This is a genomic window from Oceanobacillus sp. FSL W7-1304 (assembly GCF_037969805.1).
Taxonomy (GTDB): Bacteria; Bacillota; Bacilli; order Bacillales; family Amphibacillaceae; genus Oceanobacillus; species Oceanobacillus profundus.
Genome location: NZ_CP150211.1, coordinates 1,019,118 through 1,035,998, shown reverse-complemented (window position 1 = coordinate 1,035,998; position 16,881 = coordinate 1,019,118). Strand labels below are relative to the sequence as shown.

12 protein-coding genes are annotated in these 16,881 nt (G+C 39.3%); 10 read left to right on the top strand and 2 right to left on the bottom strand.

The annotated features are described in order from the left end of the window. Window positions 1-8 precede the first annotated feature (8 nt). The 6 genes from NYE61_RS05140 (at window position 9) to NYE61_RS05115 (ending at window position 7,896) form a co-directional block, all read left to right on the top strand. Complete coding sequence (locus NYE61_RS05140) at window positions 9-1,553, top strand: cation acetate symporter (RefSeq protein WP_251659940.1); 1,545 nt, start codon at window positions 9-11, stop codon at window positions 1,551-1,553. After that, entirely contained in the window at window positions 1,553-3,292 is a 1,740-nt protein-coding gene (locus NYE61_RS05135) for a LytS/YhcK type 5TM receptor domain-containing protein (RefSeq protein WP_303450934.1), read from the top strand. Before NYE61_RS05140 ends, NYE61_RS05135 begins: the two co-directional genes overlap by 1 nt. A 7-nt stretch (window positions 3,293-3,299) precedes the next feature. Further along, complete coding sequence (locus NYE61_RS05130) at window positions 3,300-4,052, top strand: LytTR family DNA-binding domain-containing protein (RefSeq protein WP_095307564.1); 753 nt, start codon at window positions 3,300-3,302, stop codon at window positions 4,050-4,052. Between the two features lie 142 nt (window positions 4,053-4,194). Continuing rightward, window positions 4,195-5,919: an acetate--CoA ligase gene (gene acsA / locus NYE61_RS05125; RefSeq protein ID WP_303450871.1), complete on the top strand. Its 1,725-nt coding sequence runs from the start codon at window positions 4,195-4,197 to the stop codon at window positions 5,917-5,919. An 88-nt stretch (window positions 5,920-6,007) separates the two neighbouring features. Beyond that, a complete protein-coding gene (locus NYE61_RS05120) occupies window positions 6,008-6,355 on the top strand; it encodes a DUF485 domain-containing protein (RefSeq protein ID WP_095307563.1) in 348 nt (115 codons plus the stop codon). Beyond that, window positions 6,352-7,896, top strand: coding sequence for a sodium/solute symporter (locus tag NYE61_RS05115; RefSeq protein WP_095307561.1), 1,545 nt, complete (start codon window positions 6,352-6,354; stop codon window positions 7,894-7,896). Before NYE61_RS05120 ends, NYE61_RS05115 begins: the two co-directional genes overlap by 4 nt. Window positions 7,897-8,022: 126 nt before the next feature. On the opposite strand, the gene NYE61_RS05110 is transcribed toward NYE61_RS05115, so the two are convergent. Together NYE61_RS05110 and NYE61_RS05105 are read right to left on the bottom strand one after the other, a co-directional pair. Continuing rightward, entirely contained in the window at window positions 8,023-9,459 is a 1,437-nt protein-coding gene (locus NYE61_RS05110) for a sodium/proline symporter (protein ID WP_251659942.1), read from the bottom strand. 403 nt (window positions 9,460-9,862) lie between these two features. Then, the gene (locus NYE61_RS05105) at window positions 9,863-11,047 is read right to left on the bottom strand and encodes a sugar diacid recognition domain-containing protein (protein ID WP_095307559.1); all 1,185 of its coding nucleotides are present in this window, start codon (window positions 11,045-11,047) and stop codon (window positions 9,863-9,865) included. Between the two features lie 158 nt (window positions 11,048-11,205). On the opposite strand from NYE61_RS05105, the gene NYE61_RS05100 reads away from it, so the two are divergent. From NYE61_RS05100 to NYE61_RS05085, 4 genes are all read left to right on the top strand, one after another. After that, entirely contained in the window at window positions 11,206-12,372 is a 1,167-nt protein-coding gene (locus tag NYE61_RS05100; RefSeq protein WP_095307556.1) for an FAD-binding oxidoreductase, read from the top strand. A gap of 69 nt (window positions 12,373-12,441) precedes the next feature. Continuing rightward, window positions 12,442-13,608 carry an aminotransferase class I/II-fold pyridoxal phosphate-dependent enzyme gene (locus NYE61_RS05095; RefSeq protein WP_095307555.1) on the top strand — a complete coding sequence of 389 codons (1,167 nt, stop codon included), beginning with the start codon at window positions 12,442-12,444 and terminating at the stop codon, window positions 13,606-13,608. Then, entirely contained in the window at window positions 13,605-15,272 is a 1,668-nt protein-coding gene (locus NYE61_RS05090; RefSeq protein WP_339316992.1) for a thiamine pyrophosphate-dependent enzyme, read from the top strand. The genes NYE61_RS05095 and NYE61_RS05090 overlap by 4 nt, the downstream gene beginning before the upstream one ends. A 22-nt stretch (window positions 15,273-15,294) precedes the next feature. Next, window positions 15,295-16,785 carry an aldehyde dehydrogenase family protein gene (locus NYE61_RS05085; RefSeq protein ID WP_303450883.1) on the top strand — a complete coding sequence of 497 codons (1,491 nt, stop codon included), beginning with the start codon at window positions 15,295-15,297 and terminating at the stop codon, window positions 16,783-16,785. The last annotated feature ends 96 nt before the right edge of the window (window positions 16,786-16,881 follow it).

The following is a 16,881-nucleotide window of genomic DNA, read 5'->3' as shown; positions in this document are numbered from 1 at the left end:
GTGAGCCGATGAACATTACCTATCTACTATTTTTTCTCTGTATTGTCGTTAGTACCTTAATTATTACCTATTGGGCGGCAAGGCAAAGTAAAACAACCAACCAGTTCTATATTGCTGCTGGTAGTTTAACAGGTACACAAAATGGGATGGCCATTGCAGGGGATTATATAAGTGCAGCTTCCTTTCTAGGAATTGTTGGTACCATTGCGATTAATGGCTTTGATGGTTTCTTGTATGCGATTGGATTTTTAGTTTCATATTTAATTGTATTGTTCTTTATTGCTGAGCCAGTACACCGCTTGGGCAAATATTCACTAGGAGATGTGATTTGCGCACGCTTTCCGAGTTATAAAATGCGTGGAGTGATGGCTGTTGGTGCATTAATCATTTCGGTTCTCTATATGATTCCTCAATTAGTTGCTGCAGGATTGTTGATTCGTTTATTGTTAAATATTAATTATTCAACTTCTGTGTTAATTATAGGATTATTAATGACTATTTATGTTGTTTTTGGTGGAATGTTTGCTACATCATGGGTCCAAATCATTAAAACAGTATTACTTTTATCTGGTACATTTCTACTCGCACTCATTGTTTTTTCTCGGTTTAATTGGAGTATTTCAGCCCTCTTAGAACAAGTTGCACTCGGTTCTCCATTAGGTGATCAATTTTCGTTACCAGGTCATTTATTTAATAACCCGATTGAAACAATTTCGCTTCATCTTGCCTTAATTCTTGGTACTGCCGGCTTACCACATATTTTAATTCGATTATTTACCGTCCGTAATACGGTAGAAGTGCGCAAATCTCTCTTAACTGCGAGCTGGATTATTGGTGTATTTTATTTGATTGCGCTTGTTTTAGGGCTGGGTGCGGTTGCACTAGTTGGGTTTGAGGAATTGGTTTTGCTTGATCCATCCGGAAATTTAGCTGCACCATTATTAGCGGAGAACTTGGGTGGCGACTTTCTAATGGCATTTATCGCTGCGATTGCCTTTACAACAATTGTAGCGGTTGTAGCTGGTTTAGTCATTTCGGCTACGACTGCTTTCTCGCATGATATTTATTTTCATATCCTTAAAAAAGGTAATACAACAGAGAAGAAACGCTTACGTGCTGCGCGCTGGACCGCTTTTTTTATTGGCCTTCTATCAACGTTATGTGCACTTGGGTTAAGGAATATGAATGTAACGTTTCTTGTTTCGCTAACATTTATTGTTGCAGCATCTAGTAATCTGCCAGTACTATTATTAACCATCTATTGGAAACGGTTTAATCAAACTGGAGCAATTACTGGAATGGTCTGTGGCTTAACAGCATCTTTATTGCTGCTATTAGTCGGACCACACGTGATGAATTTAGATGGAGGTTGGATTGCAAGAGATGCCTTCATACCACTCTATAACCCAGGAATAATTGCAATACCAATTGGATTTTTAGGGGCGTATTTTGGAGCGAAAATATCTCGTAAAGGACAAGAAGATACGGTTCCATTCCATGCTTTCTATCTAAAATCACAAACAGGGATTGATGCAAGGAGAGATCGTCCGTGATGTATTTGACAATCGTTTTATTCGAACGTTTAGGTTTATTATTGATTATTGCCTTTGTCCTTACAAGAAGCCCTGGATTTAGGTCACTGCTTTATCGTGAATTTAGTTTTAAAATGGCAGTTATTCATGCGTGTGTGTTTGGTTTGTTTGGAATTGCAGGGACACTAACCGGAGTCGTTATCGGGAGTGACTTTACGGTAGTCCAAGCATTTGTTTGGGATGTAAGGGATAATCAAATGGTTGTTAGTTCTAGTTTAGTTGCTATTGTAATTGCGGGGTTATTAGGAGGACCAATCGTTGGTCTTGGAGCTGGGATTATTACTGGTACGCATTTGTTTTTTTTAGGGGGGATAGGATTTTTAGCGAATAGCCTCGTGAATCCCTTAACAGGAATAATGGCAGGATTTACGGCGCGATTTTTTTCACAAGAACGAGTTATCTCACCAATAAAAGCACTATTTATTGGGATTTTCCCACCCATTTTACTTATGCATTTATTACTTATTTTTGATTCGCAGGATAGGGAAATGATTGCCATGATTAATACGATCGGATTACCAGTTGTATTATCGAATAGTATTGCCATTGCAATTTTTACAGCAATGATTGCCATTGTAATGCGAGAGCAGGAAAATGAAGCAGCATTTGCAACAAAGCAAGCATTGACGATAGCAGAAGAAGCACTACCTTTTTTAAAGGAAGATTCCTTTCAAAAAAAAGCTGAAGGGATTGCGGGTCTTCTCTATGCCCGTTTAAAATTAGCAGCGGTTACGGTTACAAATGAAAAAGAAGTAATGGCACATAAAGGGATAGGGAGTGACCATCACAAGAAAGGTAACCAGTTAACGACAAAACTATCACACCGGGCAGTGGAAACCCAGGGGATGCTTGTTGCTTATTCACAGTCGGAAATTCAATGTTCCAATAAAAATTGCCCATTAGAAGCTGTCATTATTATTCCAATATTAGAAGCAAGTAAAACAATTGGACTGATAAAATTATACTTTCTTAAAGCACAGCATATTCGTCCGGTTGAGCTCATGCTAGCAGAGGGTCTCGGACAATTGATCGAAAATCAATTAAAAACAATCAAAGCGGAAAGGATTGAATTACATACGCGCGATGCAGAGCTGAGTAGTTTACAAGCGCAAATCAATCCGCATTTTTTATTTAATACCCTGCATATGATTGCAGCATTATTTCGTAAAGACCCTGAAAACGCAAGACATATCACCGTTCAATTAGCGCACTTTATGCGGTTCAATTTGAAGCTTGTCTCCACACATCTCGTGCCACTTACAAAGGAAGCGGAACATGTCAAAGCATATATTGCGATTATTCAAACCCGATTTACGAGTCGCTTGCAAATTAAATTTACACAGCCAGAAGGAATTTCCCATCTGCTTATTCCACCGTCATCAATCCAGCCACTTGTTGAAAATAGTGTCGGGCATGGACTGGAGCACGTTACAGAAGGAGGAAGAATTGAGGTAATGATGGAACGAAAAGGTGATCGAATGAAAATAAGGGTTCGAGATAACGGGCGAGGGTTTTCTGAAGAAATTCTATCTCAGGTTGGAAATGTTGTGCTGACGGAAAACCAGCATGGCGGGACCGGTTTATATAATGTGAATCAGCGATTAATAAATCTGCTTGGTGAGGAAGCACGCTTACATGTTCGGAATTTACCTGTGAGTGGTAGTGAGGTTTATTTTACGATCCCATATAAAGAAAGGTAGGTTTTATATGAAAATTCACACGATAATTGCGGAGGATGAACAACTGGCACGTGAAGAATTAATCTATTTATTAGAAAAAGAACAAGATGTAAAGCTGTTGCCAAGTGCGGAAACTGGGGAACAATTAGTAGAGCTATACCTTGAACATGAACCAGATGTTATCTTTCTTGATGTCCATATGCCAGGTATGCGTGGTGTAGAAGCAGCGAAGAAAATAACAGAGCTTGCTTACATGAAAGTCCCATTATTTGTTTTTACCACTGCGTATGATGAATATGCAGTAGAAGCCTTCGAAATAGAAGCGATTGATTATATGCTGAAGCCATATGATACAGAACGGTTTCAAACAGCAATGAATCGTATCCGCAAACGAATGCAGCAAGCAGAGAGAAATGGCCAGGATTTATCAATTCAAGGCAGGACTCAGGCGACGAAATTATTGATAGATGATAACGATCGAACGGTTGTTTTGTCTCCGGATGCAATTTATTATGCCGTTCCATTCAAGCGGATGTTAGAGATACATACAGAGGATAAGATAATTCACAGCAGGATGACATTACAAGAGCTAGAAAAGAAGCTTCAGGGCTATGCTTTTTTTCGGACCCATCGCAGTTACCTTGTCAATTTGAATCATGTCCAGGAGATTACACCTTGGTTCAACGGAACAAGTAATGTCACATTAAAAGATAAAAAACAAACAACAATTCCCGTTAGTCGGGCTGCGAGGAAACATCTTTTTGATCTATTTGGAAATTAACCATTAATAACACTATTAAAACAATTCAATCGTAAATTTAAACCATTGAAGCGGATTTCCTCACTTGTATGTTAACTTCCTTTATAATCTCGGTAAGCGCTTACAAAAAAGCTGGAAATATAATAAAGGGAGGAAATACAGAGTGACTGAGACATTTGCAGCCGTTAAAGAGAAAGTAAATATGCCAGATTATGACCAAGCATATCAGGAGTTTAATTGGAAAGATGTAGAGAAGAACTTTTCTTGGTACGAAACTGGAAAAGTAAATATGGCTTATGAAGCAATTGATCGCCATGCAGAGAGCTGGAGAAAGAACAAAGTTGCACTTTATTACAGTGATCAAAATCGGGACGAAAAATATACATTCCGGGATTTGAAATTACGATCCAATCAATTTGGAAATGTATTGCGAACTATTGGAGTCGAAAAAGGTGACCGAGTTTTCTTATTCATGCCACGATCACCCGAGCTTTATATTAGTTTGCTAGGGATTTTGAAAAATGGTTCCATTGTTGGCCCATTATTTGAAGCTTTTATGGAGCAGGCTGTACGGGATCGGTTAGAAAATAGTGATGCGACGACGTTGATTACAACGAAGGATCTTTTGCCGCGTGTGCCATATAAAGAGCTTGCTCATTTAAATCAGATTATTTTAGTTGGTGAAGATGAGCTGCCAGATAACACGGAAGATATTACGTTTTACAATTACGAAACAGAAATGAAAAAAGCCTCGCGCGATTTAGAAATTGAATGGGTAGACCGTGAGGACGGAATGATTTTACACTATACCTCTGGTTCAACTGGAAAGCCGAAAGGGATCTTACATGCTCATAATGCAATGATTCAGCATTATCAAACCGCTAAATGGGTATTGGATTTGCAGGAAGAGGACATTTATTGGTGTACAGCTGATCCTGGGTGGGTAACTGGTACCTCCTATGGGATTTTTGGACCTTGGTTAAACGGCGCATCCAACCTCATTCGTGGAGGGCGTTTTAGTCCGGAAGATTGGTATTTAACGATTGAAAAGTACGGTGTCACGGTGTGGCTAAGTGCCCCAACAGCATTTCGAAGATTGATGTCTGTAGGTGATAATGTTTCAGAAGAATATGATCTAAGTTCATTGCGGCATATTTTAAGTGTTGGTGAACCGTTAAATGCAGAAGTCGTACATTGGGGAATGAAAGTTTATAAATTGAGGATTCACGATCATTGGTGGATGACAGAAACAGGTGGCATTATCATTGCCAATTATCGCTCCATGGAAATGAAGCCAGGTTCGATGGGCAAACCATTTCCAGGTATTGAAGCTGCAATTTTAGATGATGCAGGCAATGAACTTCCACAAGGGCAAATGGGTAAGCTCTGTGTAAAAGCTGGATGGCCATCCATGCTTCGAGCGGTATGGAAAAATGAAGAACGCTTTAATCAATATTTTCCAGTAGATGGTTGGTTTGAGTCAGGGGACTTGGCTTCAATGGATGAAGATGGGTATTTTTGGTTTGGTGGCAGGGATGATGATGTTATTCAAACTTCAGGTGAACGTGTTGGGCCATTTGAAGTCGAAAGCAAGCTCGTTGAACATCCTGCTGTTGCAGAAGCGGCCGTAATTGGAAAGCCTGATCCGGTCCGCGGCGAAATTATTAAAGCATTTGTTGCCTTAAGGGATGGTTATACGAAAACAGATGAATTGCAAGAGGAGCTTCGATTATATGTTAAGCAAGGGCTTGCGGCACATGCTGCACCTAGGGAAATTGAAATACGGGACTTTTTACCAAAAACAAGAAGTGGAAAAATTATGCGCCGTGTCTTAAAAGCATGGGATCTCGGTTTGCCAACAGGTGACTTATCAACGATGGAAGAATAGAGGTTAGTAAACTATTTTAGGGATGGAAAGGTTTTCTAAGACAGGGAGCTTAGAAAACCTCCTAGCTCAAAATCCGAGGAGGATGCATATGGGTGCAGAAAAAGAATATAAGCAAAAGGTTACAAAAGAGGTAGACTATGTTCAAGTAACCGAAAGTAAATCTTTTAAAAAGCTAATGCATGATCGGAAGAAATTTATTGTACCATTAACAATCTTTTTCCTAGTATTTTACTTTTTACTGCCAATTTTAACTTCTTATACGACCTTTTTAAATACACCAGTGATTGGAGATATTTCTTGGGTATGGCTGTTCGCTTTGGCTCAATTTGTGATGACATGGGTGTTATGCACAGTTTATGTGAAAAAAGCTGCTTCCTTTGATAAGCAAGCAGATCAAATTATAAAAGAAATGGATCAAGGGGGAGATGGTCGATGAGCCCTACAGTCATAATACTTTTTCTCGCAATTGTTCTATTAACACTAATCATCACTTTTTTTGCAGCCAGGAGGACGCAAACGGCTGGTGATTTTTATACTGCCGGCGGTGGACTCACTGGCATGCAAAACGGCCTAGCAATTGCAGGTGACTATTTGTCAGCGGCATCCTTCTTAGGAATTGCGGGTGCCATTGCACTATTTGGATTTGATGGGTTTTTCTATAGCATCGGATTTTTAATTGCATATTTAGTTGTGCTATTCCTAGTTGCTGAACCGTTGCGTAATCTTGGTAAATACACACTTGCTGATATGATTAATTCTCGTTTTGATGCCAGGAAGGTTCGAGGAGCGGCTGCGCTGAACACAATTACTATTAGTACGTTCTATATGATCGCACAGCTTGTTGGTGCTGGGGCACTCATCCAGCTATTGTTTGGCATAGATTACTGGATGGCTGTACTCATTGTTGGTGTCATGATGACAATCTACGTATTATTTGGCGGTATGATTGCAACGAGTTGGGTTCAAATTGTAAAAGCTGTACTACTAATGGCTGGGATGGTCATCATGACTTTTCTCGTATTATTGAAGTTTAATTTTAATATTGGACAGATGTTTACCGATGTAAAGTCTGTAACGGCACATGGGGAAGCATATTTAATGCCTGGTTTACAGTATACAGAACCACTTGGTACATTATCACTTATGTTGGCGTTAGTTCTTGGTACAGCAGGATTACCACACATTCTTATGCGGTTTTTCACGGTTAGAGATGCGCAAACAGCAAGAAGTTCAGTTGTTATCGCAACATGGGTGATTGGTATCTTCTATGTTCTCACCCTGTTTCTCGGTTTTGGAGCAGCGGCATTTGTTGGTTATGACACAATTATTGCAGCAAACCCTGGTGGGAATATGGCTGCACCGCTACTCGCACAAGCAATCGGTGGAGATTTCTTGTTTGCCTTTATCTCGGCAGTTGCCTTTGCCACTATATTAGCAGTAGTGGCCGGTCTTGTACTATCCGGTGCATCGGCATTCGCTCATGATTTATACGGTCAAATTATAAAAAAAGGGAAAACAACGGAAAAAGAGCAAGTAAGAGCAGCTCGTTACGCATCATTAGCCGTATCTGTTCTATCTATAGTCTTAGCATTATTTGCACAATATTTAAATGTAGCATTTCTAGTTTCACTTGCCTTTTGTATTGCTGCAAGTGCAAACTTACCGGTTATTCTTTATACTGTATATTGGAAAAGATTCAATACTGCGGGGGCAGTTACAGCAATGCTGACGGGATTACTATCTGCATTACTTCTTGTATCGATTAGCCCAAGTGTTTTTTCACCAGTTGAAGGTGCAGCATTATTTGTAGGAGAACCAATTTTCCCGCTTACAAATCCAGCACTTGTATCGGTACCACTTGGGTTTCTGGGGGGATATTTAGGAACGATATTATCGAAAGAAACGGATAAGAAACGTTATGCAGAAGTGAAGGTGAAGGCAAATACAGGTTATAAGCGGAGTGGTGTGAGTCACTAGAGAGAAATAGAAAAAATGCTTGCAGCTGAAATGTTGCAAGCATTTTTGTGTAGGGAATATATTAGTTGTCATTATGCTATAGTTTGATCAATATTAATTGAATCTACTATTTAGTGCAGGGAGTGCTTATGTGTTTTCTTTTTTATCTGGAATTAAAAGGCTAAAGACAATTCCAAAGAAAGCTGCGATGAAGAATGTTGTAAAACGTGAGGTAACGATTCCTTCAAGTGGTGTACTTATCCAAATGATTGTTGCGAATAATCCAGACAAAATTGTAGCAATAACCCCTGCACTTGAATAACGTTTCCAGAAAAATGTCATTAGAATAGCGGGAGAAAGGGTACAGCCAACACCAGCCCATGCCCAGCTGACTATAAGATAGACTAATGATTCTGATACCAACGCAATGACCATACCGACAAGCCCAAAAAATGCAACTGACAGCCGGGATAGCCATACAAGTTGCCCATCCGTAAGCTTAATACCTAATGCTTTATGGATAATATCTTCTGTAACAGAGCTCGTAACTACTAATAACTGTGAATTTGCAGTCGTTATAATTGCTGCTAATACACCGGCTAGTAAAAGCCCCGCTATCCACGGTGGCATTAAATGAAGCACCATTGCAGGCAAAAGGGTTTCAACATCGGTGAATGTTCCTTGATCATATATTGCTATTGCAGCTAGACCAATTAAAAATGCGCCTCCATATGCAAGGAATGTCCAGACAATCGCAACGAGACTACCCTGATTTGCCTCTTTATTATTCTTCAGGGCCATAAAGCGTACACTAAGTTGTGGTTGCCCACCTAAAAAACCGAAGAACCAGGAAAAATTATTGAAAAAAAGAACACCTAATGAAAACCCAGTCAATCCACCAAACCAAGAATTAAATGAATGATCTGAAGCAGCTAGGGATTGACTAATTGATAAGTCATTTGTATAAATGTAAACGAGTGCGACAATCGGTAAGCCGACCAATGTAATTAACATCATCACACTCTGTACCATATCTGTCCAAACAACCGAAATAAACCCACCAGCAAAAGCCGTTAAAATAATAATTGCTGTTGCTATTAGAATACCAATGACCGGAGGGATATCAAATGTTGTAAATAACATTTTTCCAGCACCAGCCATCTGAGCACTAATATAAAACATTAAAAATCCAGCAATTAAAATACTTGTTAACCAGCGTATTATGGTTGCTTTTTCACCGAAGCGAACAGCTAAATAATCGGGAAGTGTTATCACATTATATTTATCTGTTTCTGCCATAAATTTTTTTGCTAAAACTAACCAAGCAAAAATAATTCCTAATGCAATTCCTACAGCCACCCATATACCTGATAAACCAGTCATAAATACAAAGCCGGTATAACCTAATAGTAGCCAAGCAGATTCTCCTGTTGCACGCTCAGAAAAGGCTAAAGCCCAGCCAGGCAGTTTTTTTCCACCTAATAAATAATCAGCTTGAGTCTTCGTTTTTTTACTAAAATAGTAGCCTATCCAAACAATTACAATACAGTAAAGAATAAATTCAACTAAAATAATCGTATTCATAACAACCTCCAAATGTTAAATTCAAATACTGCAAAAAGTTGAAATCAGTACTATTTATTGGTCATATACCAACTCCTGTTGCATATTTTTTTCTAGAACATGTGTTGAGGGAACTGTAACTCAATCGTTTCTGTTGATTGCAATGGATGAACGAGTTATTTTGTTTATGAAAATAGATTAATAATATTATTCTATTTATATAAGAATGAGAGAATAAAAAATACAGCATAATTGCACAAAAAATTTATACCATTTCCACCGATATATTTGGAATGTATAAATAAATGGATAACATGCTTATGCAGGTAAGAGGTTAAGGGTAATTAATGTATCTATATAAATTGCACAAAAAGATATGAAAGCGATTACAATAATCACCTTCATTAAATGGTGGGTTGGGTGGTTAAGAAAAATGTTTCTTTAACCCTAAGTATAGAAGCATACAATGTTCAAAGCTTTTTGTATCAAGTGATGTTATTTCTTCAATCTTTTGTAACCGGTAAATAAGTGTGTTGCGGTGAATAAAGAGCTTTTTTGCTGCTTTACTCGTATTCATATTTGCCTCACAGTAAGTCATAAATGTTTTTGCGAGCTCTGAAGCAGATTTATCCTGGAATAATGGTGATAACCTGAATGCAAGCTTATCATTGTAAATAGCATTCACTTGTTCTGGAAGCAAACCGAGTAGCATTTTCCAATCATGGTAACTGTAAATTTTAGGTGTGATGTCCAATTGGCCACCATATTGAATTAAGCTGTTTGCTTCTCGGAATGATTGATATATTCCTGCAATTGTTTGTGATAGGCTGCCAATTGCAATAGAGGTATGCATAATTTGAAAGGATCGTAGAACAGTCATTAATTTTAAACTTAGCTTTTCAAAACAACGAAGCTTATCTATATATGCCTCTTTGCTTAGGACCGAAGTTAATAAAATTATCTTTTCCGAGTTTAAAAATGTACAAAGACTATCCTGCTTGCATAGGAATACTCGACGTGTTGATTCCAGCAATTCTGCTTTTATATCCCCAACATTATGGTGTATCGATGTATTTTTTAATAAAGCATTTCCGATGTCTATAACAATGCAAAACCAATTTGAATTATAATTTATCTGAAACATGTCACAGTACTGCTCCAGTGTTTGCTGATTATGTGTATCATTTAATAAAACATATTGTGCGAATGTTTCGGCCGCTTTCACACTTAGTTCTTTTGTTTGTCGATGAATTGCATCCTGCCACATTATTTCTACATAGCTTTTCACTAGGTATGCATATGGCTTTACTTGTTCTGGTGGACCGATAATACCAAGTACTCCAACAGCTTTATTCTCAAATGTCAGTGGAATGACGACACCAGGAAGAACATTATTCATATTTTTTGTTTTTTCCTCATCATATATTAATACAGTATTTTTCTTTAAAGCCTCTTTGGAAGGGGGATGAACTGTTCCGATCCGGTCGGGGTTGGTTGATCCGATGATCCAGCCATTTTCATCAATTAAGCTGATGGGAAAAGGTAATATATCTGAAGTCGATTTAACTATTTTCTGTGCAAATTGCACGAAACCTTTAATAATCGCCACCTCCTTTCTTTTGATTTATTTAACACCATATTAACACAGTAACATAATTAAGAAAATATAGAAAACTTAATTTTTTGTACATCTTGCCTATAGATTTATTGATATTACGAAGCTATAAATAAATTATATGATTTTTAAATGGGCTTGGAGGTGCGGATTTGGTTAAGAAGACAGATATCATTATTGTTGGTGGCGGGGTTATTGGATCAAGTATCGCATTTAACCTTTTAAACGATGGGTTTGAAGGAGAAATTACTTTGTTTGAGAAAGATAAGATGTATGAATTTGCCTCTACACCAAGAAGTGCAGGAGGTATTAGGCAATTGTTTACGACAGCAATTAATATTCAGATTAGCAGGTATAGCTTAAAGAAGTATGTGACATTTGCGGAAGACATGGCTGTTGACTCTGAAAAAGCAGAAATTGATTTTAAGCAAAATGGTTACCTATTTCTATCAACTAATGAAAATAGAAATCCACTAATTAAGCAACAGCAATTACAAGCGAGATATGGTGTGCCATCCGAGCTGTTATCAAGTGAGGAACTGAAAACAATTATTCCTGAGTTGCATATCGATGATTTACAAGGAGGGCTTTATTGTAAGGAGGATGGATATTTAGATCCTTACTCTGTTATGCAAGGATACATTCGCAAAACCAAGCAGCTTGGTGGAGTGTACGAATATGTAGAAGTTGAAACAATTATTAAAGAAAGAAACAGAGTTGTGGGTGTTCAGTTAAAGAATAATGAGATATACCATGCACCAATTGTTATAAATTGTGCAGGTCCTTGGGCACCAGCATTAAATGAAACAATTGGTTTGCCGATTCCTGTTGTCCCATTAAAGCGCCAAATTATTCAATTTGATATTTCGGAACCCTTAACGAATGAATTGCCTTTAACCATTGATCCAACGGGTGTTTATTTCCGGCATGAAGGTAAATTCCTGATTGCGGGTTATTCCGAAAAAGTAAAGCCGGGTATTGACTTCAAATGGTCACGCGATTTTTTTTATGAACATTTATGGGCGGTATTAAGCCATCGGGTGCCAAACTTTGAAAACGCAAAAATAATTCGAGGCTGGGCAGGGATGTATAGCCATAACACACTTGATCAGAACGCTATTATAGGAGGTCATCCTGAGCTGCAAGGATATTATTTGGCATGTGGATTTAGCGGGCATGGCATGCAACAAGCTCCAGCGGTAGGTAAAGGATTATCAGAGCTCATTCTTACTGGTGCTTATGAAACACTAGATTTAACTCCGTTATGTTTCGAAAGATTTGCCAACAATAAATTGATTGTTGAAGAGGCAATTGTATGATGGTTATTTTGTGTTTAAAAAAGAATTTGTAACAGTGAAAAATGATGGTATTAAAAAAGGGGAGACAGAATGAACGATTTTGTATCCGACGTCGTGAAGAATATGCCGGCATATTTGTTTTCAGAGCTTAATAGGAAGAAAAAAGCCTTGCAAGAAAAAGGGGTCGATGTGATTGATTTAGGAATTGGTGCACCAGATTTACCAACACCAGAGTTTATTTATGATGTTTTAGTAAAAGAAGCAAAGCACCCTGCGAACCACCGTTATTCTCCATACAGCGGGAATCAGGAATTTAAAGAAGCGGTTGCTTCCTTTTATAAAAAACATTATGGTGTCGAGCTGGATTCGAATACCGAGGTGTTAACACTCGTTGGTACAAAGGAAGGGATTGTGAATCTTATTCAGGCAGTAATCAATCCGGGTGATACAGTGCTTATCCCTGATCCGGGGTATCCCGTTTATCGAATGGGCGTTCATCTAGCTGGTGGAGATGCAGTATCTTTACCACTTGATAAGCAAAACAGCTATGTTCCACAATATGATGCACTAACCAAGAGCGAGCGAGAAGCTGCAAAGCTACTTTTTTTAAATTATCCAAGTAACCCGACAGCAGCTACGGTTGAATTATCGACCTTTACCGAGGCGGTTGATTTTGCTGCTAAAAATAATATCCTGCTTGCTCATGATGCTGCCTATGACCTTATAACATTTGATACGTATAAATCACCTAGTGTGCTTCAGGTTCCGAATGCGAAAGATATTGCGATCGAATTTGGTACATTATCCAAAAGCTATAACATGACTGGGTGGAGAATCGGCTATGTTGTTGGCAATAAAGAAATTATTCAAGCGCTTGCAACATTAAAGAGCAATATTGACACAAGTCAATTTCTTCCTATCCAGTTAGCTGCAGCAGCTGCATTGCAAAGTGATCATCGAACGGTTAGAGAAAACAGTGCAATTTTTAAAAAGAGAATGGAAAAACTCTACAACGCTCTGGCTGAAATGGGGATGACAGCATATAAGCCAAAAGGCACGATTTTTCTTTGGGTAGACGTTCCGGATGGATTTACATCAGCTGGATTTGCCGATAAGCTATTAGACGAATTAGGTATCATTGTAACTCCGGGAACTGCGTTTGGTCCTGGTGGGGAAGGGCATTTTCGAATATCTTTGTCCGTATCAGAAGAGCGTTTAGATGAAGTAATCAAGCGAATGAAAAACTTAGCTGGATGAGGAGTGAACCCATCTTGATTAGGAAAGAAGAAAACATGACGGCTGCTAGGGCGATTGTTGAATGTATGAAACGAGAAGGAATACAAAAGGTTTTCTGTGTGCCTGGTGAGAGCTACTTGCCAGTGCTGGATGCCCTCTACGATGAACAATCCATTCAGCTTATTTCTGCTAGGCATGAGGGGGGTGCCGCTTTTATGGCAGAAGGATATGCGAAAGCAACATTAAAGCCAGGCGTTGTTTTAGCAACAAGAGCTGTAGGTGGAAGTAATCTGGCGATAGGTGTGCATACAGCTTATCAGGATTCAACTCCAATGGTTGTTTTCCTTGGTCAGGTCAGCAGTAAGTTCAGAGGAAGAGAAGGCTTCCAAGAAGTTGATTTAGATCGCTATTTTCAACCAATTACGAAATGGGCTGTTGAAATTACAGATCCGGAACGGACACCGGAAATCGTTAGCCGGGCCTTTCGAATCGCACAAACTGGAAGACCAGGACCCGTTGTTGTTTCTTTACCAGAAGACATTCTTCCCGTAAAAGCGCTCATGAAATTTGGTCCGAAGCTAGCGCCGCCTAGACCTGCACCATCTAATCAGGAATTGAGCCAGGTGAAGGCACATCTCTTAGAGGCAAAAAAACCAATCATCATTGCGGGAGGTGGTATAAAGAGCGCACGGGCAGAAAGGTTATTAATTGAATTTGCGGAAAAAAACAAACTACCTGTACTTGCAGCATTTCGAAGGCATGATGTCTTTCCAAATCAGAACAAATATTATGCTGGTCATCTTGGACTAGGTGCGCCAAAAGAAGTACTTGAAACCGTTCGTGAAGCAGATGTTATTCTCGCACTAGGAACAAGGTTATCAGAAGTGACCACACAGGATTACACGATTATAAGCTCCAGCCAAAAATTAATCCATATTGATATTGACTATGACACGATTGGCAAGGTGTATGCACCAGAAGTTGGGATTGTAGCTGATGCGAAGGAGACCTTACGCTTACTAAATGAACTATCGATGCCTATAAATTGGGAGGATTGGACATTAGCAAGACGGCAAGCTTATGAAAAAGCAACTGATTTAAAAGCTCGTCGGAATGACGTGATTAATCGAAAAGTAATCGAAATCTTGAAGGACAAACTACCGAATGATGCCTTATTAACGAATGACGCAGGTAATTTCGCAGGCTGGCTGCACCAATTTTATACATTTAAGGAAAAGCATACATACATTGGACCAACATCGGGTGCAATGGGATATGGCATGCCAGCAGCACTTGGGGCAAAGCTTGCTTTTCCGACGAAACAGGTGGTCTCCTTATCAGGTGATGGTGGATTTATGATGACAGTGCAAGAACTCGAGACAGCGGTTCGCTATCAGATTCCGATTATTTGCCTTGTGTTTAATAACAATATGTATGGAACAATCCGGATGCACCAGGAAATGCATTACCCAGAAAAAGTAATTGGTACAGATTTAGGACAGGTTTCTTTTAAAGATCTAGCCATCAGTATGGGAGCAGACGGATATGTAGTTAATTCTCCAGAGGAATTTGCATCTGCTTTTGACAAAGCGTTAACGAAAGGGCGAGTAGCTGTGATTGAAATTATGACCGAATTGGAACAAATCTCTGTTTCACAGACAATTACGGGATTACGTGGAAAATGAATAGTTAGGGAGGAGTGTCAAAATGGCAATACAATTAGAAACAAGAAAACTAGCAAACTTCATTAATGGTGAATGGGTAGAAGTAAGCGAGTCTACTGGTGTTACTAACCCAGCGACAGGTGAGGAAATTGTTCAAGTACCACTCTCTAATACTAGCGATGTAGAGAAAGCAGTGCAGGCAGCCAAGGAAGCGCAAAAGGAATGGGCGCTAGTTCCAGCACCACAACGGGCTGAAGTACTATATCGTGTTGGTTATCTCTTGAAAGAACGGAAAGAAAGGCTTTCGCAGCTTTTAACTCAGGAGAATGGGAAGGTCATTGAAGAAGCTCGTGGAGAAGTGCAAGAAGGAATCGATATGGCCTTTTATATTGCTGGGGAAGGGCGCCGGCTTTTTGGCCAAACGACACCAGCAGAATTAAAGAATAAATTCGCGATGAGTCAGCGAGCACCAGTTGGTGTTGTTGGAATTATTACCCCATGGAATTTTCCAATTGCGATTGCTACGTGGAAATCGTTTCCGGCAATCATCGCTGGAAATGCAGTAGTATGGAAGCCTGCAACGGAAACTCCAATTATGGCGTATGAATTAGCCAAAATCTTTGAAGAAGCTGGTCTGCCAAAAGGTGTAATAAATGTTGTATTTGGCTCTGGATCTACAGTTGGTGATGCATTCGTTCATCATACAGACATTCGGGTTATTTCGTTTACAGGGTCAAATGATACGGGGCGGAATATTGCTGCAGCATGCGGAAAGCAATTGAAGAAGGTTTCATTAGAAATGGGCGGTAAAAACGCTGTGATTGTTATGGATGATGCAGATCTTGAACTTGCCGTAGAAGCGATTTTATGGAGCGCATTTGGCACGAGCGGTCAACGCTGTACAGCATGCAGCCGAGTAATTGTGCATGAAGCTGTCAAAGAAACATTGGAAGAACGATTACTAGCAGCGATGGAAAATTTAACGATTGGTAATGGTTTAAATGAGTCCATTAAGGTTGGTCCAATTATTAACAAAGCCGGAATAGATAAGATAAAAAGCTATATTGAAATTGGAAAAAATGAAGGTGCTAAACTGCTTGCTGGCGGCTATGAATTAACGGAAGGAGAATATCGCCAAGGAAACTATTTTGCTCCAACATTGTTCACCGATGCAACAGCAGATATGCGGATTGCACAAGAGGAGATCTTTGGTCCTGTTGTATCCTTGATACCTGTAAAAAGCTTTGAAGAGGCAATTGAAGTAAATAATGGAGTCGAGTATGGTCTATCCAGTTCAATTTTCACAAATGATGTCAATCGTGTATTTAAAGCACAGCGGGATCTGGATACAGGAATTGTCTATGTGAATGCAGGTACAACTGGGGCAGAAATTCACTTGCCGTTTGGGGGAACAAAGGGAACGGGTAATGGTCATCGTGATTCTGGCGTCCAGGCTCTCGACGTGTTTACAGAATGGAAGGCAGTGTATGTTGATTATAGTGGAACACTTCAGCGTGCGCAGATTGATGTATGAGGTAGTAACGATTACATGTGGCAAATTGCATTATGTGAATAAACATGGATGGATTGGGAGCTTGACCAGCATCAGGCTCCTGATTGTTTTTAATCC

Excerpts from the sequence above, each read along its gene's own strand:
- NYE61_RS05115 (WP_095307561.1), top strand. The coding sequence starts at position 6,352 with ATGAGCCCTACAGTCATAATACTTTTTCTCGCAATTGTTCTATTAACA.
- NYE61_RS05095 (WP_095307555.1), top strand. The coding sequence starts at position 12,442 with ATGAACGATTTTGTATCCGACGTCGTGAAGAATATGCCGGCATATTTG.
- NYE61_RS05090 (WP_339316992.1), top strand. The coding sequence starts at position 13,605 with ATGAGGAGTGAACCCATCTTGATTAGGAAAGAAGAAAACATGACGGCT.
- NYE61_RS05135 (WP_303450934.1), top strand. The coding sequence starts at position 1,553 with ATGTATTTGACAATCGTTTTATTCGAACGTTTAGGTTTATTATTGATT.
- NYE61_RS05120 (WP_095307563.1), top strand. The coding sequence starts at position 6,008 with ATGGGTGCAGAAAAAGAATATAAGCAAAAGGTTACAAAAGAGGTAGAC.
- NYE61_RS05130 (WP_095307564.1), top strand. The coding sequence starts at position 3,300 with ATGAAAATTCACACGATAATTGCGGAGGATGAACAACTGGCACGTGAA.
- NYE61_RS05085 (WP_303450883.1), top strand. The coding sequence starts at position 15,295 with ATGGCAATACAATTAGAAACAAGAAAACTAGCAAACTTCATTAATGGT.
- NYE61_RS05110 (WP_251659942.1), bottom strand. The coding sequence starts at position 9,459 with ATGAATACGATTATTTTAGTTGAATTTATTCTTTACTGTATTGTAATT.
- NYE61_RS05140 (WP_251659940.1), top strand. The coding sequence starts at position 9 with ATGAACATTACCTATCTACTATTTTTTCTCTGTATTGTCGTTAGTACC.